25 protein-coding genes and 1 pseudogene are annotated in these 24871 nt (G+C 71.2%); 13 read left to right on the forward strand and 13 right to left on the reverse strand.

From position 1 onward, the window contains the following. The first annotated feature begins 139 nt into the window (after window positions 1-139). Together ABTY98_RS07570 and ABTY98_RS07575 are read left to right on the forward strand one after the other, a co-directional pair. Window positions 140-727: a pyridoxamine 5'-phosphate oxidase family protein gene (locus ABTY98_RS07570; protein ID WP_352219946.1), complete on the forward strand. Its 588-nt coding sequence runs from the start codon at window positions 140-142 to the stop codon at window positions 725-727. 3 nt (window positions 728-730) lie between these two features. Beyond that, complete coding sequence (locus tag ABTY98_RS07575) at window positions 731-1435, forward strand: L,D-transpeptidase family protein (RefSeq protein WP_352219947.1); 705 nt, start codon at window positions 731-733, stop codon at window positions 1433-1435. Window positions 1436-1471: 36 nt separating this feature from the next. Here the strand turns inward: ABTY98_RS07575 and ABTY98_RS07580 are convergent, their stop codons facing one another. Continuing rightward, on the reverse strand, window positions 1472-2944 hold the full coding sequence (locus ABTY98_RS07580) for a sensor histidine kinase (RefSeq protein WP_352219948.1): 1473 nt from the start codon (window positions 2942-2944) through the stop codon (window positions 1472-1474). Then, window positions 2941-3681, reverse strand: a complete 741-nt coding sequence (locus ABTY98_RS07585) for a response regulator transcription factor (protein ID WP_352220191.1) — start codon at window positions 3679-3681, stop codon at window positions 2941-2943. The genes ABTY98_RS07580 and ABTY98_RS07585 overlap by 4 nt, the downstream gene beginning before the upstream one ends. Window positions 3682-3832: 151 nt before the next feature. Between ABTY98_RS07585 and ABTY98_RS07590 the strand changes: the two genes are divergently transcribed. The 8 genes from ABTY98_RS07590 to ABTY98_RS07625 all read left to right on the forward strand — a co-directional run bounded on the left by ABTY98_RS07590 (window position 3833) and on the right by ABTY98_RS07625 (window position 11762). Next, complete coding sequence (locus tag ABTY98_RS07590) at window positions 3833-5188, forward strand: ferredoxin reductase family protein (RefSeq protein WP_352219949.1); 1356 nt, start codon at window positions 3833-3835, stop codon at window positions 5186-5188. A gap of 10 nt (window positions 5189-5198) precedes the next feature. Beyond that, a complete protein-coding gene (locus ABTY98_RS07595; RefSeq protein WP_352219950.1) occupies window positions 5199-5696 on the forward strand; it encodes an FMN-binding protein in 498 nt (165 codons plus the stop codon). A 59-nt stretch (window positions 5697-5755) separates the two neighbouring features. Further along, window positions 5756-7138, forward strand: coding sequence for a ferredoxin reductase family protein (locus ABTY98_RS07600; RefSeq protein WP_352219951.1), 1383 nt, complete (start codon window positions 5756-5758; stop codon window positions 7136-7138). Between the two features lie 43 nt (window positions 7139-7181). Beyond that, complete coding sequence (locus ABTY98_RS07605) at window positions 7182-7979, forward strand: FMN-binding protein (protein ID WP_352219952.1); 798 nt, start codon at window positions 7182-7184, stop codon at window positions 7977-7979. Then, window positions 7972-8772, forward strand: coding sequence for an FAD:protein FMN transferase (locus ABTY98_RS07610; protein ID WP_352219953.1), 801 nt, complete (start codon window positions 7972-7974; stop codon window positions 8770-8772). The genes ABTY98_RS07605 and ABTY98_RS07610 overlap by 8 nt, the downstream gene beginning before the upstream one ends. A 109-nt stretch (window positions 8773-8881) precedes the next feature. Beyond that, on the forward strand, window positions 8882-9052 hold the full coding sequence (locus ABTY98_RS07615; RefSeq protein WP_352219954.1) for a hypothetical protein: 171 nt from the start codon (window positions 8882-8884) through the stop codon (window positions 9050-9052). A 77-nt stretch (window positions 9053-9129) separates the two neighbouring features. Then, on the forward strand, window positions 9130-10944 hold the full coding sequence (locus tag ABTY98_RS07620) for an ABC transporter ATP-binding protein (RefSeq protein WP_352219955.1): 1815 nt from the start codon (window positions 9130-9132) through the stop codon (window positions 10942-10944). Further along, window positions 10941-11762, forward strand: coding sequence for a serine/threonine-protein kinase (locus ABTY98_RS07625; RefSeq protein WP_352219956.1), 822 nt, complete (start codon window positions 10941-10943; stop codon window positions 11760-11762). Before ABTY98_RS07620 ends, ABTY98_RS07625 begins: the two co-directional genes overlap by 4 nt. Window position 11763: 1 nt before the next feature. On the opposite strand, the gene ABTY98_RS07630 is transcribed toward ABTY98_RS07625, so the two are convergent. The 10 genes from ABTY98_RS07630 to ABTY98_RS07675 all read right to left on the reverse strand — a co-directional run bounded on the left by ABTY98_RS07630 (window position 11764) and on the right by ABTY98_RS07675 (window position 22123). Further along, window positions 11764-12513: a zf-HC2 domain-containing protein gene (locus tag ABTY98_RS07630; RefSeq protein ID WP_352219957.1), complete on the reverse strand. Its 750-nt coding sequence runs from the start codon at window positions 12511-12513 to the stop codon at window positions 11764-11766. Beyond that, window positions 12503-13090 carry an RNA polymerase sigma factor gene (locus tag ABTY98_RS07635; protein WP_352219958.1) on the reverse strand — a complete coding sequence of 196 codons (588 nt, stop codon included), beginning with the start codon at window positions 13088-13090 and terminating at the stop codon, window positions 12503-12505. The genes ABTY98_RS07630 and ABTY98_RS07635 overlap by 11 nt, the downstream gene beginning before the upstream one ends. 109 nt (window positions 13091-13199) lie before the next feature. Further along, a complete protein-coding gene (locus ABTY98_RS07640) occupies window positions 13200-13745 on the reverse strand; it encodes an arginine repressor (RefSeq protein WP_351320293.1) in 546 nt (181 codons plus the stop codon). Window positions 13746-13752: 7 nt separating this feature from the next. After that, window positions 13753-14949, reverse strand: a complete 1197-nt coding sequence (locus ABTY98_RS07645) for an acetylornithine transaminase (RefSeq protein WP_352219959.1) — start codon at window positions 14947-14949, stop codon at window positions 13753-13755. Continuing rightward, on the reverse strand, window positions 14946-15854 hold the full coding sequence (gene argB, locus ABTY98_RS07650) for an acetylglutamate kinase (protein WP_352219960.1): 909 nt from the start codon (window positions 15852-15854) through the stop codon (window positions 14946-14948). The genes ABTY98_RS07645 and argB overlap by 4 nt, the downstream gene beginning before the upstream one ends. After that, complete coding sequence (argJ, locus tag ABTY98_RS07655; RefSeq protein WP_352219961.1) at window positions 15851-17002, reverse strand: bifunctional glutamate N-acetyltransferase/amino-acid acetyltransferase ArgJ; 1152 nt, start codon at window positions 17000-17002, stop codon at window positions 15851-15853. The genes argB and argJ overlap by 4 nt, the downstream gene beginning before the upstream one ends. Then, the gene (argC, locus tag ABTY98_RS07660) at window positions 16999-18027 is read right to left on the reverse strand and encodes an N-acetyl-gamma-glutamyl-phosphate reductase (RefSeq protein WP_352219962.1); all 1029 of its coding nucleotides are present in this window, start codon (window positions 18025-18027) and stop codon (window positions 16999-17001) included. The genes argJ and argC overlap by 4 nt, the downstream gene beginning before the upstream one ends. Window positions 18028-18093: 66 nt before the next feature. Continuing rightward, window positions 18094-18504, reverse strand: coding sequence for a GtrA family protein (locus ABTY98_RS07665; protein ID WP_352219963.1), 411 nt, complete (start codon window positions 18502-18504; stop codon window positions 18094-18096). Next, entirely contained in the window at window positions 18504-19478 is a 975-nt protein-coding gene (locus ABTY98_RS07670; protein WP_352219964.1) for a glycosyltransferase family 2 protein, read from the reverse strand. Before ABTY98_RS07670 ends, ABTY98_RS07665 begins: the two co-directional genes overlap by 1 nt. 23 nt (window positions 19479-19501) lie before the next feature. Continuing rightward, window positions 19502-22123, reverse strand: coding sequence for a YfhO family protein (locus tag ABTY98_RS07675; RefSeq protein ID WP_352219965.1), 2622 nt, complete (start codon window positions 22121-22123; stop codon window positions 19502-19504). Window positions 22124-22437: 314 nt separating this feature from the next. Here ABTY98_RS07675 and ABTY98_RS07680 point away from each other — a divergent pair, with 314 nt between their 5' ends. Continuing rightward, on the forward strand, window positions 22438-22872 hold the full coding sequence (locus ABTY98_RS07680; RefSeq protein WP_352220192.1) for a carboxymuconolactone decarboxylase family protein: 435 nt from the start codon (window positions 22438-22440) through the stop codon (window positions 22870-22872). On the opposite strand, the pseudogene ABTY98_RS07685 reads toward ABTY98_RS07680, so the two are convergent. Continuing rightward, window positions 22859-23986, reverse strand: a pseudogene (locus tag ABTY98_RS07685) (alpha-L-arabinofuranosidase C-terminal domain-containing protein); the annotation flags it as partial. The gene ABTY98_RS07680 and the pseudogene ABTY98_RS07685 overlap by 14 nt on opposite strands. A 63-nt stretch (window positions 23987-24049) precedes the next feature. On the opposite strand from ABTY98_RS07685, the gene ABTY98_RS07690 reads away from it, so the two are divergent. After that, window positions 24050-24286 (forward strand): hypothetical protein, encoded by a 237-nt coding sequence (locus ABTY98_RS07690; RefSeq protein ID WP_352219966.1) that lies wholly within the window; start codon window positions 24050-24052, stop codon window positions 24284-24286. 14 nt (window positions 24287-24300) lie between these two features. Next, window positions 24301-24744 (forward strand): DUF6314 family protein, encoded by a 444-nt coding sequence (locus ABTY98_RS07695; protein WP_352220193.1) that lies wholly within the window; start codon window positions 24301-24303, stop codon window positions 24742-24744. Window positions 24745-24871 lie beyond the last annotated feature (127 nt).

A 24871-nucleotide genomic window follows, 5' to 3' on the forward strand; every position in this document is an offset into this window, starting at 1 on the left:
GACAGGCAGCTGTGGCCGCCCCGTGTACAGCGCCGGCCGGGGCGGCCACAGTGGTGTCCGGAGGCCTGGGGACCCCGGGGCCGTCCGGATGCCGGAATTGCTTAGACGCGCGAAGTAAATGCGCCGATAATTCCCCGGTATGGGAAAGACCTATGAGCGCATCGACGGCAGACTCCGCACGTTCATCGAGGAACAGCCCGTGTTCTTCACCGCCACCGCACCGCTCGCGGGCGACGGCACGGTCAACCTCTCCCCCAAGGGCCTCAGGGGCTCCTTCGCGGTGCTCGACGAACACACCGTGGCCTACCTGGACTTCGCCGGCTCCAACGCCGAGACCATCGCCCATCTGCGGGAGAACGGCCGCATCACCCTGATGTGGTGCGCCTTCCAGGGCCCGCCGAACATCGTGCGGGTGCACGGCCGCGGCGAGCCGGTCTTCCGCGACGACCCGCGGTTCGGAGAACTGCTGACCCGTTTCCCCGGCATCGACCCCACCCCGCACGGCCTGCGCGCGATCATCGTCGTGCACGCCGAACTCGTCCGGGACACCTGCGGTTACGCGGTCCCCTACATGGCGTACGACGCAGACCGCGACCTGCACGGCAGGCGCTTCGCGCGCGAGGACGACGCCTCGCTGAACGCGTACTTCGAGAAGAAGGACCACGTCGCGGTGAGCCTGGATGGCCTACCCGGGCTGCCGTTGCCGCTGCCGCCGTCTACCGTCTGAGCCATGCGTCCAGGCGTCGCCGTCACCCTTGTCTCCGCGTCCCTGCTGCTGCTCGGCGCGGCACCGGGCGGCGGGGACACCGCACCGCTGCCCGCGCGGCTGGCCGACACGGGTGGCGGCAGCCAGCTGATCACCGCCGAGGCGTCCGCACCGAACTCGACATCGGGGACCTTGACCTGGTGGGAGCGCCGGGACGGGCAGTGGGTGCAGGTCGGGTCGGCCGCCGCGCGGTTCGGCGCGAAGGGACTGGTGGAGGGGACCGCGCGGCAGCAGGGCACGAACACGACCCCGACGGGGCTGTACGACCTTCCGTTCGGGTTCGGCCTCCAGCCCGCACCGACGGGGACTGCCGTCGAGTACCGGGCGGTGACGGCGAATTCATGGTGGTGCCAGGACAACGACTCGACCTCCTACAACCGTTGGGTCGAGCCGTTGCCGAGCGACTGCCGGGCCGCCGAGTCGGAGCGGTTGTCGTCGTACCGGACACAGTACGGCCATGCGCTGGTGATCGGGTTCAACTACCAGCGTCCGGTGCGGGGACGGGGTGCCGGGATCTTTCTCCATGTCAACGGGCAGGGCGCCACGGCCGGGTGTGTGTCGGTGCCGGTGGACGCGATGCGGGAGATTCTGCGGTGGGCGGATCCGGCCCGGGCGCCGCACATCGCCATCGGGACCACCGGCGGGGACACGGCGATCACCCGGTACTGAGTTCGCGGAAGCGCCGCAGGAGCCGCCCCTGCTGGGTCACCCGAGCGGAAGTCCGACCATGAACGTCGTCGATCCCGGGGCGCTTTCCAAGGTGACGGTCCCCCCGTGCGCCTCCACCACCGCCGCCACGATCGACAGGCCCAGGCCCGCTCCCCCGCCGGAGGCGTCCGCGCGGCGGCGGTGGTCGGCTCTCGTGAAGCGTTCGAAGACGCCCGGCTGGATGTCTGCCGGGATGCCCGGGCCGTCGTCGTGGACCTGAAGGACCCCTGCCCGGCCGTCCGCCTCCAGCGTCACCGTCACCTTCGTGCCCACGGGCGTGTGCAAACGCGCGTTGGCCAACAGGTTGGCCAGCACCTGTTGCAGGCGGTGCGTGTCGCCCGTCACCGTCACCGGCTCCTCCGGGAGGTCCAGGGTCCAGCGGTGGTCCGGGCCCGCGGCGCGGGCGTCCGTCACCGCGTCCAGGGTCAGGCGGGTGAGGTCGACCGGGTGGCGTTCCAGCGGGCGACCCGCGTCCAGGCGGGCCAGGAGGAGGAGGTCGTCGACCATCTCGCCCATCCGGGAGGACTCGGCGGCGATGCGTTCCAGGGCCCGGGTGATCTCGGGAGGGAGCGGGCCCGGATGGAGCAGGGCCAGTTCCGCGTGGCCGCGGACCGAGGCGACCGGGGTGCGCAGTTCGTGGCTGGCGTCGGCGGCGAAGGACCGGAGGCGTTCCTCGCTGGCGTGGCGTTTCGTCAGCGCGTCCTCGACATGGCCAAGCATGCGGTTGAAGGCCGTGGCCATCCGGCCGACCTCGCTGCGGGGGTCCGCTTCGGGGGCGCGGGGTGGCAGGGCCACCTCACCGCTGGCGAGCGGGAGTTCGCTGACCCGGGTGGCGGTGGCCGCCACCCGGCTCAGGGGGCGCAGGGACCAGCGGACCCAGAGGGCTCCGGCCACTCCCGCCGCGGCGAGAGCCAGGCCGAAGACGCCGGCCGCCACCCCTTCCAGTCGGTGGACGGTGGCCTTCACCGGCTCCAGGGGCAGTCCGGTGATCAGGACGTCCCCGTCGCGGCCCGGCCAGGCCATGAGCCGGTAGTCGCCCATGGAGGAGAGCCGGACCGTGTGGCCCCTGCCGTTCGCGGGCACCTCGGCGAGGGAGGCGCGGTCGCGGGCCGTGAGGCCGACGGTCAGGTCCGGATTGTTCCCGGAGGGGATCAGGGCCGCGTTGGTGACCTGGCCGTTCAGGAGCCGCGCGCCGAAGGTGCCGGCGGCCTGGCGCCGGGTGTCGCCGTGCTCGTCGCCGTCGTGGTCGGTCGGCTTGATGTTGCCGTGCTCCAGCGACTCCGGGAAGCTCACGCCGGTCTGCTGGAGCTGCTGGTCCAGGCGTCCGGTGAGGAAGCCGTCCAGCTCGAGCACCGCCGCGACGCCGACGGCCGCGCAGCTCACCGCGAGCAGGACGACCAGGCCGACGGTGAGGCGGGCGCGGAGGGTGCGGGGCCCGGGGAGGCGCCGTAGCCGCCGTAGGAGATTCACCTGGTCACCGGCTTCAGGACGTAGCCCGCGCCGCGGACCGTGTGGATCATGGGCTCTCGGCCCGCGTCCACCTTCTTGCGCAGGTAGGAGATGTACAGCTCCACGACATGGGCGCGGCCGCCGAAGTCGTACGACCACACCCGGTCCAGGATCTGCGCCTTGCTGAGGACGCGGCGCGGGTTGCGCATCAGGAAGCGGAGGAGTTCGAACTCGGTCGGGGAGAGCTCGATCAGTTCGCCGGCCCGGGTCACCTCTCGGGCCTCCTCGTCCATGGTCAGGTCCCCGACGGTGAGGCGAGGGCCCTCGTCCTGCTGACGGGCCATTCCGGCGCGGCGCAGCAGTCCGCGCAGCCGGGCGACGACCTCCTCCAGGCTGAAGGGCTTGGTGACGTAGTCGTCGCCGCCCGCGGTGATACCGGCGATCCGGTCCTCCACGGCATCCCGGGCCGTGAGAAAGAGCACACAGACGTCCGGCTTGACCTGGTGCAGCGAACGGAGCACTGCGAAGCCGTCGGTGTCCGGAAGCATCACGTCCAGGACCACCGCGTCCGGCCGCAGCTCACGTGCCGCGACCAGGGCGGATTCGCCGTCGCCCGCCTCGCGGACCTCCCAGCCCTCGTAGCGCAGGGCGCCGGTGAGCACCTCCGCGAGATCCGGGTCGTCGTCGACGACGAGGACCCGCAGCGGGGTGCCGTCGGGGCGGGTGAGGGCGGGGCGGCCGGAGCGGGTGGTGTTCATCGCGTCTACCAGCATCGCTCCTCCGGGGAGAGAGCGGTGCCCCCTGGTCCTCTGAGTTTGCTCTGAGTCGGCTCAGCAGGCGGCCGCTCAGAGGTCGCTCAGAAGTTCGGACTGCACAGTGGCGGCACGGAACGGAGAAAGGACGCGACTCATGACGACCGTGGACGAACGGCGTACGGCCCCGGCCGTGCCCGTGGCCACGCGCCGCTCCCCCGCCACTGCCGTGCTCACCGTGCTGTGGGCCGGGGCGGTGGCCGTGCTCGCGCTGTGGTGGTCGGACAGCGGCTCGGTCGTCGGTGCGGCGGGCTGGCTGACCGGGGCCGGGCGGATCGCCGGACTGCTGTGCGGGTACGCCTGTGCGGTGCTCGTCGGCCTGATGGCCCGGGTGCCGTTGCTGGAGGTCCGGGTCGGCTCGGACCGCGTCGCCCGCTGGCACGCGATGGCAGGCCGGTACACGGTCTGCCTGCTGGTCGCGCACATCGCACTGATCCTCAGCGGGTACGCCGCCCAGGACCATGCCTCGCTCGTCCACGAGACGCTCACCGTCGTCCTGGACTATCCGGAGATGCTCAAGGCCACCGCCGGTACGGTGATCCTCTTCGCGGTCGGTGTCACCTCGGTGCGGGCGATGCGCCGTCGTACCAGCTACGAGTTCTGGTACTACGTCCACCTCCTCACCTACGCGGCCGTCTTCCTCGCCTTCGGCCACCAGCTGGCACTCGGCAACGACTTCAACGCCAAGCCGGTCCCCACCGCCTTCTGGTACGCGCTGTACCTGGGGGTCGCGGGCCTGGTGCTGTGGTTCCGGATCCTGGCTCCCGTGCGGCTCAATCTCCGGCACCGGCTGCGGGTGGAGACCGTGCAGCAGGAGGCGCCGGGCGTGTACTCGGTGGTGATCCACGGGCGGCGCATCGACGAACTCGGGGCGCGGGCCGGGCAGTTCTTCCGCTGGCGGTTCCTCGGCGGCGACGGCATGGGCTGGACGTCGACGCCGTACTCGCTCTCGGCACCGCCGCGCGGCGATCTGCTGCGGATCACCGTCAAGGCACTCGGCGACCACAGTGCGGCCGTGTCGCTGCTGCGCCCCGGCACCCGGGTGTGGGCGGAGGGCCCGTACGGCGCTCTCACCGCCGACCGGGCCACCAGCCACCGGACCCTGCTGATCGCGGCCGGTGTCGGCGTCACCCCGCTGCGGGCGCTCTTCGAGACGCTGCCCGGCGAGGTCACGCTGCTCTACCGGGCTCGTACGGCCGAGGACCTGGCGCTGGGCGGCGAGCTGGAGGCGATAGCTCGATGGCGTGGCGCCGAGGTGCGGTACGCCCTCAACGGCCCGCACGGCGAGCGCCCCGCCCTCACGGCGGAGGCGCTGCGGGCGGCCTTCCCCGGTCTCGCCGGGCACGACGTCTACATCTGCGGTCCGCACGGGTTCGCCCAGGAGGTGTACGGCGCGCTGCGTGCCGCCGGGGTGCCGGACCGCCGTATCCACCACGAGTCCTTCGAGCTGTGAGGCCCCTGCCGTGCACCCACTGAACAAGAACCGGCCCCTGCGGCGCATCATGCTGGCGAGCGCCGCCACCGTCTCGGGGATGGTGCTGCTGCTGGCACTGAAGCCGCACACGAGCCCGACCGTGGTCACCGACTCGGCGGCCCCGGCGCCGTCGAGCAGCGCGAGCGCCGCGCCTCAGGCGTCGAACGGCACCGGTGCAAGCGGCAGCACCGGTGGGAGCGGCAGCGCGGTTACCAAGGCCGTCACCGGGGACACCGTCCAGACCCGCTGGGGTCCCGTCCAGGTGCGGGTGACCGTCAAGAGCGGCAAGATCACCGACGTCACGGCGCTCCAGTACCCGCAGGACAACCCCCGGGACCAGGAGATCAACAGCTACGCCCTCCCGCAGCTGCGCAGCGAGGCGCTGGCGGCCCAGAGCGCGAGCATCGACACCGTCTCCGGGGCCACCTACACCAGCGAGGGTTACCAGCAGTCGCTCCAGTCGGCACTGGACTCCGCGGGTCTCTGAACACTCGGGCTGTGCGGCACGTACCTGTGGGCCAAGGGCCAAGTCCCGACGGAGGAACCGTGACCACCACGCTCGCAGGCGGACGTGCCGCCCGCCGCCAGACGATGCGCCGCATCCGCCCGCGCCGCTCCCCGGCCGTACCGCTGCTGCTCGCCGTGTGGGCGGGCGCGGCGGCCGTGCTGTGGCTGTGGTGGCACAACACCCCGTCCATCGCCGACCAGAACGGCAAGATCCTCAACGCCGGCCGCATCACCGGTCTGCTGGCCGGATACCTGATGGCACTCGTCGTGCTGCAGATGGCCCGGGTGCCGGCGCTGGAGCGGCGGGTCGGCTCCGACCGCGTCGCCCGCTGGCACGCGATGAGCGGCCGCTACACGCTCTGCCTGGTCTTCGCGCATGTCTTCCTCATCATGTGGGGCTACGCGCTGCAGGCCGGCAAGACGCTGAACGACATCGTCCAGCAGACCATCGACTCCATCAACCAGCTCCCCGACATGGGCAAGGCGGCCATCGGCACCGGTCTGTTCGTGGTCATCGGCCTCACCTCGATCGGCCCGGTCCGGCGCAGGATGCCGTACGACACCTGGTACCACGTGCACCTGCTCACGTACGCGGCGGTGTTCCTGACCTTCTGGCACCAGATCACCACCGGCAACGACTTCGCCCTCACGCCGATCGCCAAGACCTTCTGGTACGGCCTGTACGGAGCGGTGAGCGCGCTGGTCGTCTGGTACCGGATCCTCACCCCGATCCGGCTCAACCTGCGGCACCGGATGCGGGTCGAGGCGGTCATCGAGGAGACGCCGGGCATCGTGTCGGTGCTGATCGGCGGGCGCAAGCTGCACCGGATGGGCGCGGAGGCCGGCCAGTTCTTCCGCTGGCGGTTCATGGCCCCCGGGATGCGGTTCAGTTCGCACCCGTACTCGCTGTCGGCGGCGCCCCGCCCCGACATGCTGCGGATCACCGTCAAGGCGATCGGCGACCACAGCGCGCGGCTGCGCGAACTACGGCCCGGAACCAAGGTGTGGGCCGAAGGGCCGTACGGAGCGATGACCGCGTCCCGGCGCAGCCGCGGCAAGGTCCTGCTGGTGGCGGGCGGCGTCGGGATCACGCCCATGCGGGCGCTGTTCGAGACGCTGCCCGGCGCCGCCGGCGACCTGACGCTGCTCTACCGGGCCAACACCACGCAGGACCTGGCACTCTGGGACGAACTCGCCAAGATCGCAAACGAGCGCGGCGCCCGGCTGATGTACGCGGTCAACAGCCCGGAGGGCGAGCGGCCCGACATCTCCGCGGAGAACCTCCAGCGGAAGATCCCGGACATCGATCGCCACGACGTCTTCATGTGCGGCCCGCCCGGGTTCGCGCAGCAGGTGTACGACGCTCTGCGCGGCGCGGGGGTTCCCGCCCGCCGCATCCATCACGAGTCGTTCGAGATGTGAGCGACGGGACCACGGAATCCAGGGAATCGGGAGTTCGGAAACGATGAGGAAGAGTCACCCCATCAGGCGTGTGGTGCTGGCCACCGCGGCGACCGTGTCCGGTGTCGTGCTGCTGCTGTCGCTGAAGCCGTCGTCCGACCCGGCGTCCGCGTCGGCGGCGGGCGCGGCCCCGTCGGCCGCGGCGGCGGGACAGGAGTCGCCGCAGGGCGGCACCGGGGCCGCCGGGGCCACGACGGTGACCGGTGACGCGACCCAGACCCAGTACGGGGTCGTACAGGTCCGGCTGACCGTCGCGGACGGGAAGATCACCCAGGCCGAGGCGGTCCAGGCGCCCAAGGGCGGCACCAGCGACCAGAAGACCGCGCTGTCGGTGCCGCAGCTGAACAAGGAGACGGTGGCGGCGCAGAGCGCGAACATCGACTCCGTCTCCGGGGCGACCTACACCAGCACCGGCTACAAGCAGTCCCTGCAGTCGGCGCTGGACAAGATGAAGAAGACGGGCGCGGCCGGCTCGTCGGGCTCCTCGTCCGGTTCCTCCTCGTCCTCCTCCGGGTCCGCGCAGGCGCAGGCCAAGACGGTGACCGGGCAGGTCGCGCAGACCCAGTACGGGCCGGTCCAGGTCCGGATCACCGTCGCCGGCGGGAAGATCACCAAGGCGGACGCCGTACAGGCGCCCAGCGGCGGCACCAGCGACCAGAAGACCGCGCTCTCCGTACCGAAGCTCAACCAGGAGGCGGTTGCGGCCGGGAACGCGAACATCGACTCCGTCTCCGGGGCCACCTACACCAGCACCGGCTACAAGCAGTCCCTGCAGTCGGCGCTGGACCAGGCCGGTGGCTGAGGCGGTGGCGGACGCGGAGGCTCCCGCCGCGGTGCGTCATGCCGAGGAGGTCATGGGGACCGTCTTCTCCTTCGATGTCCGCGGCGGGGATCCGGATGCCGTACGGGCGGCCCTGGACGAGGCGGTCGCCGGACTGCACCGGGTCGACGAGGTGTTCAGCACCTACCGCGAGAACAGTCAGGTGTCCCGCCTGGCACGGGAGGAACTGGGCGTCGACGAGTGCGACGCCGAGGTGGCCGAGGTGCTGGAGTTCGCGGCCGAGGCGGAGCGGGCCAGCGACGGCTGGTTCAGCACGCGCTACCGGGGACGCCTCGACCCCACCGGCATCGTCAAGGGCTGGTCCGTCGAGCGGGCGGCGCGGGCGCTGGCGCGGATCGCCGGGGTGACCGGGGTGAGCGTGAACGGGGGCGGCGACGTCCAGATGTTCGGCGCGCCCGAGCCGACACGGGCGTGGCGGGTGGGGATCGCCGATCCGCTGCGGCCGGGCGGCCTGGCGGCGGTGATCACGGCGGCGGGCGTGGACGAACTGGCGGTGGCCACCTCCGGTACGGCGGAGCGGGGCGCCCATATCGTCGACCCGCGGACCGGGAGGTCGGCGGTGACGGACCTGGTGGCGGTGACGGTGGTGGGTCCGCGGCTGACGTGGGCGGACTGCTGGGCCACGGCGGCGTTCGCGATGGGGTCGCGGGCGGGGCTGGCGTGGCTGGAGTCCCTGCCGGACGTGGAGGGGCTGCTGATCACCGCGGGCGACGAGGTGCGGTGCACCGGGGGGCTCGCGGCGCGTCTGGGCTGAGGGCGGCGACTGAGCAGAGTGCGAAATTTTTCAGATTCGTCCCGTAAAACGCCATCCCATCCCCCTCTTCGGCCGTACTCCCTGTGAAGCAAGTTTCGGGAGGAACACCATGGCCATCTTCAGCAACCTCATGCCGGCCGACCACCGGCACCAGGACGACCACTCGTCCGACCACGACCGTCACGGCCACCGCCACGACGATCACGACCACAACGACCACAACGACCGCCACGGCCACGACCACGACCACGGCGACCGTCACGGCCACAACGGCTACTGACCGCGCGCAGCGGCTGAGCGGACCGGCGATCGAAGGAGCCGGTCCGCTCAGCCGGCGGTTCCCCGGGGATCCCCGTCATGGCTGATGTCCTGCGGCGTCTGCTGTCGAACGGTGAGCCGTCCGACGCCTTGGTCGCGGCCGCACCCCCGCTGTCCCCGCGCGAGGTCTTCCGGCGGTTCTGGCCGTACACCCGCGGTGGCCGGCGCTGGCTCGTGCCCCTCGTCCTGCTGAGCCTGACCGCCCCCGCCGTCGACGCCGCCGAGCTCTGGCTCTTCAAGATCGTCGTCGACGATGTGCTCGTCACGCGGGAGTTGCGGCCGTTTCTGTGGATCGCGCCCACCTATCTGGGCCTCGTGGTCTGCTCCGGCGTGCTCGGCTTCGCCGACGACGTGACCTCGACCTGGGTCGGCGAACGCTTCCTGCTCGCTCTGCGCTCCGATGTGTTCCGGCATGTCCAGGGGCTGTCGCTGGGCTTCTTCGAGCGTCGGCGACTCGGGGACGTGCTGTCCCGGGTCACCGGCGATGTCGACGCGGTGGAGACGTTCCTGCTCTCGGGCGTGGCCGACGCCCTGTACTACGTGATCCGTCTGGGCGTCTTTCTCGGTCTGCTGTTCTACCTGCGCTGGGACCTGACCCTGCTCGCCCTCGTCATCGTGCCGCTGTTCTGGGGCTCCGCCCGGCACTTCTCGCGGCTGATCAAGGAGGCGTCCCGGGAGCGCAGGCGCCGCAGCGGCTCGCTCAGCGCGATCGCCGAGGAGTCGCTGGGCAATGTGATGCTCGTGCAGGCGTACAACCGGCAGGGCTGGGAGTCGCGCCGGTTCGAGCGGGAGAACGTCGGCAGGTTCCGGGCGGCGATGGCGTCGGCGCGGATCCGTGCCGTGTACGGGCCCGTCGTGGAGATCATCGAGGTGTCGGGCGGGCTCGCGGTGCTGGGCCTCGGCACCTGGGAGATGGCCGAGGGCCGGCTCACGCTCGGCGGGCTGCTGGCGTTCCTCGCGCTGATCGGCAAGCTGTACAGCCCGGTGCACGGCCTGTCGGGGCTCGGCACCACCTTCTACGCGGCCTCCGCCTCGGCGGAACGGATCATCGAGTTCCTGGACCAGCGGCCCCAGGTGGCCGAGGCGCCGGGGGCACGGCGCATCCGCCGGGCGCGGGGTGACGTGGAGTTCGACGGGGTGTGGTTCCGCTATCCCGGCAGGGCGGCCTGGGCGCTGTCGGGGGTGTCCTTCCATGTGGCGCCCGGGGAGACGCTGGCGCTGGTCGGGGCGAGCGGGGCGGGCAAGTCCACTCTCGCGAAGCTGCAGTTGCGGTTCTACGACCCCGACCGGGGCGCGGTCCGCCTCGACGGGACCGACCTGCGCGAGCTCAGCCTGTCCGACGTACGGGAGAACGTGGCGGTGGTGTTGCAGGAGACGCTCGTCTTCCATGGCACCGTGCGGGACAACATCGCCTACGGGCGGCCGGCGGCCACGGACGCGGAGATCGTCGCGGCAGCCCGCGCCGCGGACGCGCACGAGTTCATCGAACGGCTCCCGGAGGGCTACGACACGCTCGTCGGCCAGCGCGGCCGCACGCTCTCGGGCGGCCAGTGCCAGCGGCTGGCGATCGCCCGGGCCATGATCCGGGACGCGCCGGTGCTGCTCCTGGACGAACCGACCGCCGGGCTCGACGTCCGGTCGGGCCGGCGGATCATGGACCCGCTGCGCCGGCTCATGGCCGGACGGACGACCGTCGTCATCTCCCACAACCTGCTCACCGTCCGCGACGCCACCCGGATCGTGGTGCTCGACCACGGCCAGGTCGTCGAGGACGGCGCGCACGCGGATCTGCTCGGCCGCGAAGGGCCGTACGCCCGGCTGCACCGGCTGAACGCGGGAGCGGTGCTGTCATGAACCTCGTGGGCCAGGACCCGCCGCTGGCGCCTGGCACGCGACCGGTCCCGGGGTACGAGGTGCTGGGGCATCTCACCCGCACCGGGTGGCTCGACGTCCACGACGCCTGGAGCGCGGAGCGGGACTGCCGATGCGTGATCAAGGTGGTGCGGCCCGACCGCCGGGGCGAGCGGGGGCTGGGTGAGCGGCTGCTGCGGGAGGGCCGATGGCTGCGCGACTTCAGCCATCCGCACCTGGTCCGCGCATACGACGTCTTCGACTCCCCCGAGCCGCTCGTCGTCCTGGAGACGCTGACCGGTGAGACGCTCTCCCACCTGCTGCACCGGCTGCGGCGCCGGCCGTCCGCCGCCGACGTGGCGCTGCTCGGGGTGCAGCTGTGCTCGGCGCTCCACTACCTGCACGGCCGGGGCCTGCTGCATCTGGACCTCAAGCCGTCCAACGTGGTGGTGGACCGCGGTCACGCCAAGGTGCTCGATCTGAGCCTCGCCCGGCCGCCCGGGCCCATCCCGGCCGGGGTGGGCACCTGCTGTTACCTCGCCCCCGAGCAGGCTCGCGGCGGCACCCTCACGACCGCCGCCGACGTGTGGGGCATCGGCGTCACACTGTTCGAAGTCGCGTGCGGTGACTGGCCGTTCGACTGCGCCGGGGCCGCGCTGGAGCACCGTCCGCCGCCGGTCTCCTCCCGGCGGCGGCTCCCCCGCCCTCTCGCCGCCGCCGTCGACGGCTGTCTGCGGGCCGAGCCCTCGGGCCGCCCCACCGTCCCCGACCTGGCCGCCGCCCTGGACGCAACCCTGCCGTCCCCGACCCGCGGCGCGTGATTCACGTCTCCGGGGCCACCACCTTGCCCTTCTGCAGCTGGGCGGTGGCGAGGACGGTGCCGTCGGGAGAGGCCAGGCGGGCGCCGGTGTACTTGGTGAGGTCGACGGGGACGACCACACCCCAGTTGCCGCGCCCGTCGCGCAGCGGGAAGTCGCCCACCCGCGTGGTCGTACCGTCGGCGCGTTCCAGGAGGCAGGTGACCTTGCCCGTGTAGGGAGTGCCGGTGAGGGCGACGGACATGAAGATCCAGGCGGGGCTGCCGGGGTGGGCGTAGACCTCGCCAACGGGCTGCCCGCCCCCGGCCGGAGTCATGTCCCCGACCAGCACGGGCTCGGACCCGACGGCGGGCGCCGAGGCGGTGATCTCCTGGACGGCGGTGCCGATCCCCCAGCCGGCGAATCCGACGGCGACGGTGAGGGCGGCGCCGACCGCGGCGAGCCGCAGCCGGGCCCGCCGGGCGCGGCTGCGCAGGCCCTGGGCGGCGCGGGCGGGCCGCTGCCCCTCGGGCCCCGCCGACTGCTGGGCCAGGCTGCGCGCCACCCGGGTCTCGAAGCCGGGCGGTGGCTCGCGGTCCGGCAGCAGGCCGATCAGCCGGTCGCCGATCCCCGTGAGCTGCCGGATGTACTCCCGGCATTCCGCGCACCCGTCCAGATGGGCGATGGCCTCGGCCCGCTCGCGGCCGGGCAGCACGCCCAGCGCCAGTTCGGCGCCGGCCGCACGCAGCTTCTCGCAGTTGGCGTCACTGGACATGGTCGCCTCGCTTCGGAGACGTGAGTGCGGTGCGGAGTCTTGCCATCGCCGTCCTGATCCGGGTCTTGGCGGTCCCCAGCGGGATCTGCTCCGTGTCGGCGATCTGCTGGGCTGTCATGCCGTAGATGCCTGCCATCATCAGGGCCCGGGCCTGCTCCCTCGGCAGCCGTGCCAGAGCCGCCCGGAGCTGGGTGGACGCCTCGTCGGCCAGCGCCCACTGCTCCGGGGTCTCGGTGACGACGTCGAGGAGGGGGTCGAGGTCCTCGGGTGCCATCGGTTGCGTCCGCCGGGCACGGACGGCGTCGACGGCGAGGTTGTGCGCGATGGTGGTGAGCCAGGTCGCGACCGAGCCGCGGCGCGAGTCGTAGATCTGGGCATGCTGCCACGCGCGCTCGAAGGTCTGCTGAGCGATGTCCTCCGCGAGCTGCTGGTCCCCGGCGACAGCCATGGCGACGCCGAAGACCCGGTGCTGGAACCTCCGTACGAAGATCGCGGCGAGCTCCGGATCTCCGGTGGCCAGCCCGGACAGCAGAGCCTCGTCCGGGAGGCGGCCGACGGAGAACCGGAAACCCGACATACCTATGTATACGTTCGACGGCCGCCAGGGGATTGCCCGCCCGCCCGACCGTTCGCCGCGGAAGATCACATACCCATTCTCCGTCGGCGGGCCGGGCCCCGCACGCGGGTCAGTGGCCGTTCTGGGCCAGGCGCAGCAGGTGGTCCGCGAGGGCCTGTCCGCCGGTCGGCTCACGGCTGATGAGCAGCAGCGTGTCGTCCCCGGCGATCGTCCCCAGGATGTCCTGCAGTTCCGCCTGGTCGATCGCCGAGGCGAGGAACTGCGCCGCCCCCGGAGGGGTCCGCAGGACGACCAGGTTCGCCGAGGCCTCCGCGGAGATCAGGAGTTCCTGGGAGAGGCGGCGCATCCGCTCCTCCTTCGCCGACTCCCCCAGCGGCGCACGGGGCGTACGGAAGCCGCCCTCGCTGGGCACCGCGTAGATCAGTTCCCCGTCGGTGTTGCGGATCTTCACCGCGTTCAGCTCGTCGAGGTCCCGGGAGAGCGTCGCCTGGGTGACCGTCAGCCCGTCGTCGGCGAGCAGCTTCGCGAGCTGGCTCTGCGACCGCACCGGCTGCCGGTTGAGGATGTCCACGATCCGGCGGTGCCGGGCGGTCCGGGTCTGCGGCACCGCGGGCCCCGCCCCGCCCGACTGGTCGAACTCCTGCGCCTGGCTCATCGTCGTCTCATTCTCCGGATCGTCCGTCCCCGCTCGCTGCGTCGAGGATGCCGGGCAGGGCCCGCAGCAGCGCGTCCGCCTCGTCGTCGCGGAGGTTCAGCGGGGGCATCAGCCGAACGACGTCCGGGGCGGGCGCGTTCACCAGGAACCCGGCCTCCTGAGCCGCCTGCTGCACCTGTACGGCCAGCGGCTCGGTGAGCACGATACCCAGGAGGAGGCCCGCCCCCCGGACATAATCGATCAACCGGTGGCCGAGACCCTCGATTCCGTCCCGCAACTTCTCGCTCTGCCGCTTGACGTTCTCCAGCAACCCCTCGTTCTCGATGGTGTCGAGGACGGCGAGCCCGGCGGCGCAGGCGACCGGGTTGCCGCCGAAGGTCGTGCCGTGGTGGCCCGGCTGGAGGAGTTCGGCGGCGCGGCCGAAGGCCACGGTCGCGCCGAGCGGCAGTCCGCCGCCCAGCTGCTTGGCGAGGGTGACGACATCGGGCAGCACGCCCTCGTGGGCCTGGTACTCGAACCAGGTGCCGGTGCGGCCGATACCGGTCTGCACCTCGTCCAGGACGAGCAGTGCGCCGGTGGCGGCGGTGATCGCACGGGCCGCCTTGAGATAGCCGGCCGGGGGTACGACCACGCCGTTCTCGCCCTGGACGGGCTCGATGACGACCAGCGCGGTGTTCTCGGAGACGGCGGCGGCCAGGGCCTGGGCGTCGCCGTAGGGCACGTGGGTGACGTCGGCGGGCAGCGGGCGGAACGGGTCCTGCTTGGCGGGCTGCCCGGTGAGCGCGAGGGCGCCCATCGTACGGCCGTGGAAGCCGCCGTCGGTGGCGACCATGTGGGTGCGCCCGGTCAGCCGGCCGATCTTGAAGGCGGCCTCGTTGGCCTCGGCGCCGGAGTTGCAGAAGAAGACCCTGCCCTCCCGGCCGAAGAGCTGGAGCAGCCGTTCGGCGAGGGTGACGGTGGGCTCGGCCATGAAGAAGTTGGAGATGTGGCCGAGGGAGGCGATCTGCCGGCTCACGGCCTCGACGACCGCGGGGTGGGCGTGGCCGAGCGCGTTGGTGGCGATACCGCCGACGAAGTCGTAGTACCGGCGGTCCTCGGTGTCCCAGACCTTGACGCCCTCGCCGCGTACCAGGGGCAGCCGCGGGGTGCCGTAGTTGTTCATGAGCGCGCCCTGCCACCGCGTGGTCAGCTCCCGGTTGCTCATGGCTGTTCCCCCTGTCGCTCGTCGGGCACGACCATCGTGCCGATGCCTTCGTCGGTGAAGATCTCCAGCAGGATCGAGTGCTGGACCCGGCCGTCGATGACGCGGGCGGTGGTGACGCCGTTGCGTACGGCGTGCAGACAGCCCTCCATCTTCGGCACCATGCCGGAGCTCAGCTCCGGCAGCAGCTTCTCCAGTTGGGAAGCGGTGAGACGGCTGATCACCTCGTCGGAGTTCGGCCAGTCCTCGTAAAGGCCCTCGACGTCGGTGAGGACCATGAGAGTCTCGGCGCCCAGCGCAGCAGCGAGTGCCGCAGCCGCCGTATCAGCATTGACGTTGTAGACATGTCCGTCGTCCTGGGAGCGGGCGATCGAGGAGACGACCGGGATCCGGCCGTCGGCGAGCAGGGCCTGGATCGCGCCCGTGTCGATCGCGGTGATCTCGCCGACCCGGCCGATGTCGACGAGCTCGCCGTCGATCTCGGGCCGGTGCTTGGTGGCGGTGATGGTGTGGGCGTCCTCGCCGGTCAGCCCGACGGCCAGCGGGCCGTGCTGGTTGAGCAGGTTCACCAGCTCGCGCTGCACCTGTCCGGCCAGCACCATCCGTACGACGTCCATGGCGTCCTCGGTGGTGACCCGGAGCCCCGCCTTGAACTCGCTGACGATGCCGTGCCGGTCGAGGGCGGCGCTGATCTGCGGGCCGCCGCCGTGCACGACGACCGGCTTGAGGCCGGCGTGGTGCAGGAAGACGACGTCCTGGGCGAACGCGGCCTTCAGGTCCTCGTCGATCATGGCGTTGCCGCCGAACTTGATGACGACGGTCTTGCCGTTGTGCCGGGTCAGCCACGGCAGGGCCTCGATGAGGATCTGGGCCTTGGGCAGCGCGGTGTGCTTACGCGTAGTGCTCATGACGAATAGGCGCTGTTCTCGTGGACGTAGTCGGCGGTCAGATCGTTGGTCCAGATGGTGGCGGTCTCCTCGCCCGCGGCGAGGTCGGCGACGATGTGCACCTCGCGGTAGCGCATGTCGACCTTCTCGCGGTCCTCGCCGACTCCGCCGTTCTTGCACACCCAGACGCCGTTGATGGCGACGTTGAGCCGGTCGGGCTCGAAGGCGGCCCTGGTGGTGCCGATCGCGGAGAGCACGCGGCCCCAGTTGGGGTCCTCGCCGTGGATGGCGCACTTGAGGAGGTTGTTGCGGGCGATGGAACGGCCCACCTCGACGGCGTCGTCCTCGCTGGCCGCGTTGACCACCTCGACCCTGATGTCCTTGCTGGCGCCCTCGGCGTCCCGGATCAGCTGCTGGCCGAGGTCGTCGCAGACGGCCCGTACGGCCTCGGCGAACTCCTCGTACCCGGGGGTGACCCCGGAGGATCCGGAGGCGAGCAGCAGCACGGTGTCGTTGGTGGACATGCAGCCGTCGGAGTCGACGCGGTCGAAGGTGGTACGGGTGGCGGCCCGGAGCGCCTTGTCCAGGATCTCGCTCTCGGCGACCGCGTCCGTGGTGAGCACGACCAGCATGGTGGCGAGGCCGGGCGCGAGCATGCCGGCGCCCTTGGCCATGCCGCCGACGGTCCAGCCGTCCTTCGTCACCACGGACGTCTTGTGCACGGTGTCGGTGGTCTTGATGGCGATCGCGGCCTTCTCGCCGCCGTGCTCGGACAGCTGGGCGGCGGCGGTGTCGACGCCTGGGAGCAGCTTGTCCATGGGGAGCAGGACGCCGATCAGACCGGTCGAGCAGACGGCGACCTCGATGGCACCGCGCCCGAGCACCTCGGCGGCCTTCTCCGCCGTCGCGTGGGTGTCCTGGAAGCCCTTGGGGCCGGTGCAGGCGTTGGCGCCGCCGGAGTTGAGGACGACGGCCGAGACCTGGCCGCTCTTGAGTACCTGCTCGGACCACAGGACCGGCGCGGCCTTCACGCGGTTGGAGGTGAAGACGCCCGCGGCGGCACGGCGGGGCCCGTTGTTGACCACGAGGGCCAGGTCGGGGTTGCCGTTCTCCTTGATCCCGGCCGCGATGCCCGCGGCCGTGAATCCCTTCGCTGCCGTCACGCTCACGGCGCAACTCCGATCGTGGTCAGCCCGGTGGTCTCGGCGAGACCCAGGGCGAGGTTCATGCTCTGGACGGCACCGCCCGCGGTGCCCTTGGTCAGGTTGTCGATGGCGCTGATCGCGATGATGCGGCCCACCGCCTCGTCGTATGCGACCTGCACCTGAACGGCGTTGGAACCGTAGACGGACGCCGTGGCGGGCCACTGGCCCTCGGGGAGCAGGTGGACGAAGGGCTCGTCGGCGTAGGCCTTCTCGTAGGCGCCCCGGACGGACTCGGCGTTCACCCCGCTCTTCGCCGCGGCGCTGCACGTGGCGAGGATGCCCCGGGGCATCGGCGCGAGCGTCGGTGTGAAGGAGACGGCGATCCGCTCCCCCGCCACCGCGCTGAGGTTCTGGATCATCTCGGGGGTGTGCCGGTGGCCGCCGCCGACGCCGTACGGCGACATGGACCCCATGACCTCGCTGCCCAGCAGGTGCGGCTTGGCCGCCTTGCCCGCGCCGGAGGTGCCGGACGCGGCGACGATCACCGCCTCGGGCTCGGCGATCTGGGCCGCGTAGGCCGGGTACAGGGCGAGGGAGACGGCGGTGGGGTAGCAACCGGGTACCGCGATGCGCTTGGACCCCTCCAGCGAGGCGCGGGCACCCGGCAGTTCGGGGAGGCCGTAGGGCCAGGTGCCGGCGTGCGGGGAGCCGTAGTAGCGCTCCCAGTCGGCCGGGTCCTCGAGACGGAAGTCGGCGCCCATGTCGACGACGAGGACGTCCGGGCCGAGCCGCTCGGCGACGGCGGCGGACTGGCCGTGGGGCAGGGCGAGGAAGACGACATCGTGCCCGGCGAGGGCGTCGGCGGTCGTCTCCGCCAGCACACGGTCGGCCAGCGGCAGCAGATGTGGCTGGAGCGCGCCCAGGCGCTGCCCCGCGTTGGAGTTGCCGGTCAGGGCACCGATCTCGACCTCGGGGTGCGCGAGGAGCAGCCGCAGGACCTCTCCGCCCGCGTATCCGCTCGCTCCGGCAACCGCCGCACGTACCGCCATGTCCATCCTCCTCCAGATGGCATGACTATACGGTTCGCTGCACGTTTATGCAACGCCGTATGCAACCTATGCGGCCTCCACCTTCGGCAGCATGACCCAGCGCGACACCACGAAAGTCACCGGAATCGCCGCGGCCGACGCCAGCAGCGGAGCGAACCGGCTGCCGGCGTGCAGTACGTCGACGATCACATAGACCCCCACCGTGGTGATCACGAAATTCGTCGCGTTGGTCAGCGGGAACAGCAGGAATTTCCGCCAGGTGGGACGTATTCGGTAGGTGAACTTCGCATTGAGAAAGAACGAACCGATCATGCTCAGCAGGAAAGCGAGAATATGAGCGGCGAGATACGGCAAATACATCAGGAACAGCAGGTAGAGACCGTAGTACGTCGCCGTGTTGATGACCCCGATCACCGCGAAGGTGATGATCTGCCCGGATATCGGGCGGGTGGGTCCGGTGGTCAAGGCGTTCGGCATCAGGGGATGAGGTCCTTCGTCGTGCCGCGGGTGCGGTCTTCCGTTCGGTCCACGTTCGTCGCCTTCACCAGGAAGTGCGGGCGCCCCTTGACCTCGTAGTAGATCCGGCCGGTGTACTCACCGATGACCCCGAGCATGATCATCTGCACGCCGGCCAGGGCGGTGACGGCTGTGATGATGGTGACATAGCCCGGCGTCTGGACGCCGTGGATCATCGCTCCGCCGACGATCCACGCCGTGTACACACCGGCCAGGGCCAGCAGGGTCATGCCGAGGTAGAGCGCGGCGCGCAGCGGGCGGTTGTTGAAGGAGAGCAGCCCGTCGAGGCCGTAGTTGAGCAGGCTGCGGAACGACCAGGAGCTGGAGCCGTGTTCGCGTACCGCGTTCTCGTACTCGAAGGTGGTGCTGGGGAAGCCGACCCAGGCGAACAGGCCCTTGGAGAACCGGTTGTACTCGGTGAGGTCCACGACGGCGTCCACCACCCGGCGCGACATCAGCCGGAAGTCGCCCACGCCGTCGACGAGTTCGACGTCGACGAGCCCGTTGATGAGCCGGTAGTAGAGGCGGGCGGTGAGGGTGCGGGTGAAGCGGTCGCCCTGCCGGGTGCGCTTGGCGATGACCTGGTCGTAGCCCTCGCCGCGCAGTTCGACCATCCGCTTGATGAGCGACGGCGGGTGCTGGAGGTCGGCGTCCATGACGATCACGGAGTCGCCGGTGGCGTGCTTCAGACCGGCGAGCAGGGCGGCCTCCTTGCCGAAGTTGCGACTGAAGGAGACATACCGGACGCGCGAGTCGCCGTCGGCGAGCTGGCTGAGGAGGGTCAGCGTCTTGTCGCGGCTGCCGTCGTCGACGTACACGAACTCCATGTCGTGACCGAGCGGCAGGAGCTCGTTGGCGATCTTCTGGACCTGCTCGTGGAAGCGCTCGATGACGTCTTCCTCGTTGTAGCAGGGCGCGACGATCGATATCAGCATGGGTTTCTCCCCCTGGGGACGGGTCAGTGAGCGGTGGTCGTGCGCTCGCCGGATCGGATGGCGGTTCTGCGGCGTACGGCCGAGAGGGTGCCGAGCAGGATCAGGGTCAGCAGCGAGGCGCCGCCGACGGCGGTACCCAGGCGCAGCCCGGGTGGGTGGAAGGTGCAGGTGAGGCTGGTGGCGGAGCCGTGCAGCGGGACGGCGATCAGGCCGTGGAACTCGCTCGCCGCGACCTCGTCGCCCCCGGCGGAGCAGCGCCAGCCGGCGATCCGTGGGGCGGCCACGACGGCGGTTCCCCTGCTGCCGGCGGGAAGCCGGGCGTGCAGGGTGCCGTCGGAGACGGTCACCTCGGTCGCGCCCGTGGACTTCAACTGCTGTACGGCACTGCGCAGTTTCGCGGTGTCGAGGCAGCCGACGGCGCCCTGCGCCGGGACGCGGCTCAGCCGGTTGGGCAACAGGTCGATTCGTACCTGCCCCGAGGCGCGTACCGTGCCGAGCGGCTGCATCGCGGCGATCTTCGTGCCCTCGGCGTCGGACCGGTAGAGCTGCTGCTCGCCGCCGCCGGCGAGTTGTGCCGTACCGGAGTACTGCGGCGCCCACAGGAACGCCTCGCTTCCGGCCCGGCACCGCGCGGTGAGCGTCTGCGCTCCGTCGACCAGCAGCCCCCGCACCTCGTCGCCCTTCCGCTCACCACTGAGGGTGGTGCGGGGCAGGGTGTAGACGCGGGTGCCGAGCAGCAGTTCCTGGTTGCGGTACGGCGAGGGGCCGAAGGCGGCCGGGGTGGTGCGCGAGGCGGCGGGCCGCACGGTCACCAGCGGCGGGACGTCCTCGCGGGTGACGGTCACCGGGCCGCCGCCCTGGGGCAGCCACTTCTGGTGCGGGTCCGGCGGGTTGTGCACCCGGGCGCCCACCGAGAAGACCGCGTCGGTGACCGGGTTGTCGAGGCTCTGCAGGCTGCGGCCGCGCGAGGTCCAGCCGTCGCCGAGCGCGGTGAGGGTGCGGCTGAGGACGTCGGAGGTGAGGCTGCTGTAGTACTGGGAGCCCTGGCCGCCGACCATCATCGGGTCGTTGGCTACGGTCTGGTTGCGGCCGGGTTCGGTGCGGTACTTCGGCCAGGCGTCGGCCTGGGCGACGGCGTCCGCCTCCCGCTGCTGGCGGTCTCCCCAGGGTGCGTAGTCGTCCATCTGGTTGAGACGCATATGGTCGGCCACGGCAGAGGTGGCGGCGGCCTCGCCGAACTGGGCGCCGATCAGCAGTACGGCGGCGACTCCGGCAAGCGCGGGCCTGCCGTCCCCGCGACTCAGGAGCGCGAGCCCGCCGAGGGCGCCCGCGACCGCGAGCAGCACCACCGGCCAGGTGTGGTGGGAATGCTTCTGGGTCAGGGTGCTGCGGCCGGCGACGGCGGCGATCAGGACCAGGAGCACGGTGGCGGCGCCCAGGGCGCGCCGGTCCGGCAGCCCGTAGGCAAGGGCATGCCAAGCCGCTATCACCAGCAGGGCGCAGAACACGAAGGCCTGCCGGTAGGAGCTGCCGTTCGGGGCGGCGAAGGCGTGCCAGGCCAGGCTGGTCGGCGCCCACTGCAACGACAGACCCACGGCGAGCACCAGCACCGTCCAGCCCGCCCGTACCCGGGCCGGGACCTTGCGGTGGAAGGGCAGGGCCAGGGCGAGCACCAGCGCGGTGATGCCGACGTAGAGGGCCGGCGAGCTGTAGCTGTAGGTGGTCGGCAGCAGCCGGGCGAACAGGTCGTCGGCGCCGACCGGGGCGAAGTGGCCCTCGCGGCCCGGGTAGGCGTGCTTGGTGCCGGAGTAGACGACGATCACCAGCGGCGCGGCCAGGCCGATCCCGAGCCCGACGACGACCGCGGCCCGGCCGGCCACGGCCAGTGCGCGCCGCCACGGCAGCTCGGCGAGCACCAGCCGGAGCAGCAGCACGAGGGCGGCGCCGAGGGTGGCCATGTAGGCGGTGTAGAAGTTGGCGGTCCAGGCGACCGCCACGATCAGCACGCTGAGCAGCGGGCGCCGGCCGGCCATGGCCCACTCGCCGACCAGGCAGAGCAGCGGCAGCGCGATCAGCCCGTCGAGCCACATCGGGTTGAACGAGGCGAGGGCCAGGCTCCAGCCGCACAGGGCGTAGGAGGCACCCAGGATCCCGGCCGCCCACCAGCGGCCGCGGCGCAGGCTGAGCAGCAGCCAGGCCATGGCGGCTCCGGCGGTCGCCGTCTTCAGCACGGTGATCACATACACCGCGAGGTCGATCTCGTCACGCGGGAACACCCCGACCAGCAGGGCGAACGGGCTGCTGACATAGGTGCCGATGTCCGGCAGGAAGCTGGAGCCGTAGCCGGACTGCCAGTTGAAGACGATCCCGCCGTCGGCCCTGCCGTGCAGCAGGTCCCACAGGTGGGCGTGGAAGGGCACGTACTGGTTGCCGAGGTCGTTGACGCTGCGGGTGTGGGAGCCGAAGGGGTAGCTGCGGGCCACCACGTCGGCCGCACAGAACGCGACGGTGGTGAGGAGCGCCGCGAGCAGGGCGGCCGCCCGGCGCGGATCGGCGTTCAGCCGTCGCGCGGGTCCGGTCTTCCGCTCTTCGCTCCCCGCCGGTTTCACCCCCTGTTCGTGCCCGGTCAGGGTCGTGCGATTCATGCTGTGCGGCCCCCAGAGAAAAACGGGGGTTGTTACTCCCCGCTGGTCGGTGTTTCGCCGACTTAGACGGGTACAGGTTCCTGATGGTTGTGCCTCGCCTGTGAAGTAATAAGTCGAATTCCGAATGTGTGTACGCGTGTAGAAGTAATTCATTACTTCGACGGAAACAGCAGATTTCCAGGATATGAGCCGCAGGTTAACTCGCCGTTGCGAACCCGGTCAGAATGTCCTGACCAGTGGCGCCACGCGAGCCGCGGCTTGACCTGGAGCGCACTCCAGCTCCTAGCGTTCTCGCCATGGACACAGGAGCCGAGATGAGCGAGAGCACCACCCGTGACGAGCGTTTCGCCCGTGGGCTGGAGGTCATGAGCCAGGTCGACGGCGGGCTCGGGGAGCGGGTCCTGGAGTCGCTGGCCGACATCAGCCCCGAGCTGGGCCACCAGGTCGTCGCCTGGGGCTTCGGGGAGATCTACTCCCGGCCCGAGCTGGTGCCGCGTGACCGGCAGCTGGTGACCCTGGGGATGCTCACCGCGCTCGGCGGCTGCGAGCCCCAGCTGGAGGTGCACATCAACTTCTCCCTCAACGCGGGACTCACGCCCCAGGAGATCGTCGAGGCTTTGCTGCACTCCGCCGGGTACTGCGGTTTCCCCAAGGCGCTCAACGCCACCGTGGTCGCCAAGAAGGTCTTCGCCGAGCGTGGGCTGCTGCCGGTCGGGCACCAGCCCACGCAGGAGGCTACTTCTGCCTGATCCGCAGGAAGGTGACGGAGTTCGCCGGGAAGGTGTACATGAACCTGTCGGCGACTCCGGTGAAGGTGGACGTGACCGGGGCGACCGCGGTGGACGTCTCGGTGTTCACCGCGTCCGGCGCGGCCGCGAGCGTGGTCACCTCGGCCTTCCTGGACACCTTGGCGCCACCGAGGTCGACGGCCGTACGGGCCGGCGAGGACTGGGCGTTGACGACCTTGACGATCAGGTCGCCGGTCTTGCTGTCCTCGGTGACGACCTGCCGGAACGGCTCGGCCGGCTTGTCGTCGGTGAAGCTGCCCCACTCCTGCCCGTCGAGGGAGAGGGTGACCTGCCTCCCCGGACCTTGATGCCGACGTCGTAGGTCCGGCCGGTCTCCACCGAGCCCGCCTTGGCGATCAGCGTCGACTTGCCGCCGTCCACGGCCTGCTCGACCGCGGTCTGGGTGTTGTTCCAGCCGCCGATGTTCCACCAGTAGTAGGTGCCGGTGTCCTTGACGCCGAAGGCGACGAGGAAGCCCTCCTTGCCGGACTTCCTGGTGGCCTTCACGTGCAGGTCGTAGTCGTGCCAGGCGGTGTCACCGGCGGAGACCATGGTGTTCTCGGCGGTGTCCGAGGTCTCGACGTACTGCCCGCCCTGGACGGTCCAGCTGCCGCTGCCTGTGTGGGTCCACTGTGACGCGTCACCGGAGAAGTCGTCGCTGAGCAGTGTGTTCCCGTCGGCGTCCGTCACCTTGACGTCGTCGTACGCGGCACTGGTGTTCCAGGCCGACGGCGCCGGTGATCGGGGCGACGAGGGAGGGGGTGCCGGTGGCCGCGGAGGGGACGACCCGGTCGCCGACGTTGTTCAGGAACAGCTTCTGGACCTCGTAGTTCGCCGAGCCCCAGGAGGCGTGGTTGTTGAACCACACCATGTCCGGGCTCCACTGGACGTAGTCCTCGTTGGCGAACAGCGGGGCGTAGGAGGCCAGTTTGACGACGTCCGCGTTGCGTTCGAGGCCGGTCATGTAGGCCGCCTCGGCGAGACCGTTCTTGAAGGCGTTGCCGCCGGAGGCGTACTCGCCGAGGAAGACCTTGGGCCCGCTTCTGTCGTAGGAGTCGTAGCGGTCGTTGTTCTGCGTCAATGGGGCGGACGTCGGCCGGCTCCGGGACGGGTGCCGTGGCGGGCGTAAAGTCGGCGCATGCAGACGCCGCTGCCGTACCTGATCGTGCTCGCCGGGTTCGCCGCCGTCCTCGCGGCTCTCGCCTGGCTCGCGCGGTACATCCGGCGGCGGGGCTCGGCGGGTGGCGGGCTGAGTGGGGCGCTCGCCGCGTACGAGGAGGCGTTCCGGGCGACCGGCCACGCCTCGCACCACGAGATCCGGCAGCAGGCCGAGCGCAAGGCACCGACCGGCTCCCCCCGTCCGAAGAAGACATGACCGAAGGCATGACCGTGGGTGATTTCTGGCCGGTGGCCGATGTGCTCGCGCACCTGCTCGGGCGGTGGCGGGTCGAGCGGGGCGTGCGGGATCTGGCGAGCGGGGACGAAGGGTGGTTCGAGGGGGCCACGGTGTTCCGGACGCTGGCCGGGGGCGGCCTGCTGCACGAGGAGTCGGGGACGTTCACCTGGCAGGGGGTGGCGCGGCCCGCCGAGCGGACGCTGCGGTTCCTGCCGGGGCCGCGGCCGGGCACGGCGGACGTGCGGTTCGCCGACGGGCGGCCCTTCCACGACCTGGACCTGACGTCGGGACGATATGTGGCCGACCACCCGTGCGCGGCCGACCTCTACCGGGGCGAGTTCACCGTCCGGGACGCCGACCACTGGCGGACGGTGTGGCGGGTCGGCGGCCCGGCGAAGGACCTGGTCCTGACCACCGACTACGTGCGCGAGACCTGAGACCGGACCAGCGGACCTCGGCCCACCAACCCGTGACCACGAACCGGCCATGGCAGCTCCGCGGACCGCCGACGCCGCCGTGCGGCACCTCCAGCGGAGCGCTCAAGTACGCGAGCCCTGAGACCGG

It is taken from the genome of Streptomyces sp. NPDC096040 (assembly GCF_040303265.1).
Taxonomy (GTDB): Bacteria; Actinomycetota; Actinomycetes; order Streptomycetales; family Streptomycetaceae; genus Streptomyces.

Excerpts from the sequence above, each read along its gene's own strand:
- ABTY98_RS07570 (WP_352219946.1), top strand. The coding sequence starts at position 140 with ATGGGAAAGACCTATGAGCGCATCGACGGCAGACTCCGCACGTTCATC.
- ABTY98_RS07575 (WP_352219947.1), top strand. The coding sequence starts at position 731 with ATGCGTCCAGGCGTCGCCGTCACCCTTGTCTCCGCGTCCCTGCTGCTG.
- ABTY98_RS07585 (WP_352220191.1), bottom strand. The coding sequence starts at position 3,681 with ATGAACACCACCCGCTCCGGCCGCCCCGCCCTCACCCGCCCCGACGGC.
- ABTY98_RS07590 (WP_352219949.1), top strand. The coding sequence starts at position 3,833 with ATGACGACCGTGGACGAACGGCGTACGGCCCCGGCCGTGCCCGTGGCC.
- ABTY98_RS07605 (WP_352219952.1), top strand. The coding sequence starts at position 7,182 with ATGAGGAAGAGTCACCCCATCAGGCGTGTGGTGCTGGCCACCGCGGCG.
- ABTY98_RS07615 (WP_352219954.1), top strand. The coding sequence starts at position 8,882 with ATGGCCATCTTCAGCAACCTCATGCCGGCCGACCACCGGCACCAGGAC.
- ABTY98_RS07620 (WP_352219955.1), top strand. The coding sequence starts at position 9,130 with ATGGCTGATGTCCTGCGGCGTCTGCTGTCGAACGGTGAGCCGTCCGAC.
- ABTY98_RS07625 (WP_352219956.1), top strand. The coding sequence starts at position 10,941 with ATGAACCTCGTGGGCCAGGACCCGCCGCTGGCGCCTGGCACGCGACCG.
- ABTY98_RS07630 (WP_352219957.1), bottom strand. The coding sequence starts at position 12,513 with ATGTCCAGTGACGCCAACTGCGAGAAGCTGCGTGCGGCCGGCGCCGAA.
- ABTY98_RS07635 (WP_352219958.1), bottom strand. The coding sequence starts at position 13,090 with ATGTCGGGTTTCCGGTTCTCCGTCGGCCGCCTCCCGGACGAGGCTCTG.
- ABTY98_RS07640 (WP_351320293.1), bottom strand. The coding sequence starts at position 13,745 with ATGAGCCAGGCGCAGGAGTTCGACCAGTCGGGCGGGGCGGGGCCCGCG.
- ABTY98_RS07645 (WP_352219959.1), bottom strand. The coding sequence starts at position 14,949 with ATGAGCAACCGGGAGCTGACCACGCGGTGGCAGGGCGCGCTCATGAAC.
- argB (WP_352219960.1), bottom strand. The coding sequence starts at position 15,854 with ATGAGCACTACGCGTAAGCACACCGCGCTGCCCAAGGCCCAGATCCTC.
- argC (WP_352219962.1), bottom strand. The coding sequence starts at position 18,027 with ATGGCGGTACGTGCGGCGGTTGCCGGAGCGAGCGGATACGCGGGCGGA.
- ABTY98_RS07665 (WP_352219963.1), bottom strand. The coding sequence starts at position 18,504 with ATGCCGAACGCCTTGACCACCGGACCCACCCGCCCGATATCCGGGCAG.
- ABTY98_RS07670 (WP_352219964.1), bottom strand. The coding sequence starts at position 19,478 with ATGCTGATATCGATCGTCGCGCCCTGCTACAACGAGGAAGACGTCATC.
- ABTY98_RS07675 (WP_352219965.1), bottom strand. The coding sequence starts at position 22,123 with ATGAATCGCACGACCCTGACCGGGCACGAACAGGGGGTGAAACCGGCG.
- ABTY98_RS07680 (WP_352220192.1), top strand. The coding sequence starts at position 22,438 with ATGAGCGAGAGCACCACCCGTGACGAGCGTTTCGCCCGTGGGCTGGAG.
- ABTY98_RS07690 (WP_352219966.1), top strand. The coding sequence starts at position 24,050 with ATGCAGACGCCGCTGCCGTACCTGATCGTGCTCGCCGGGTTCGCCGCC.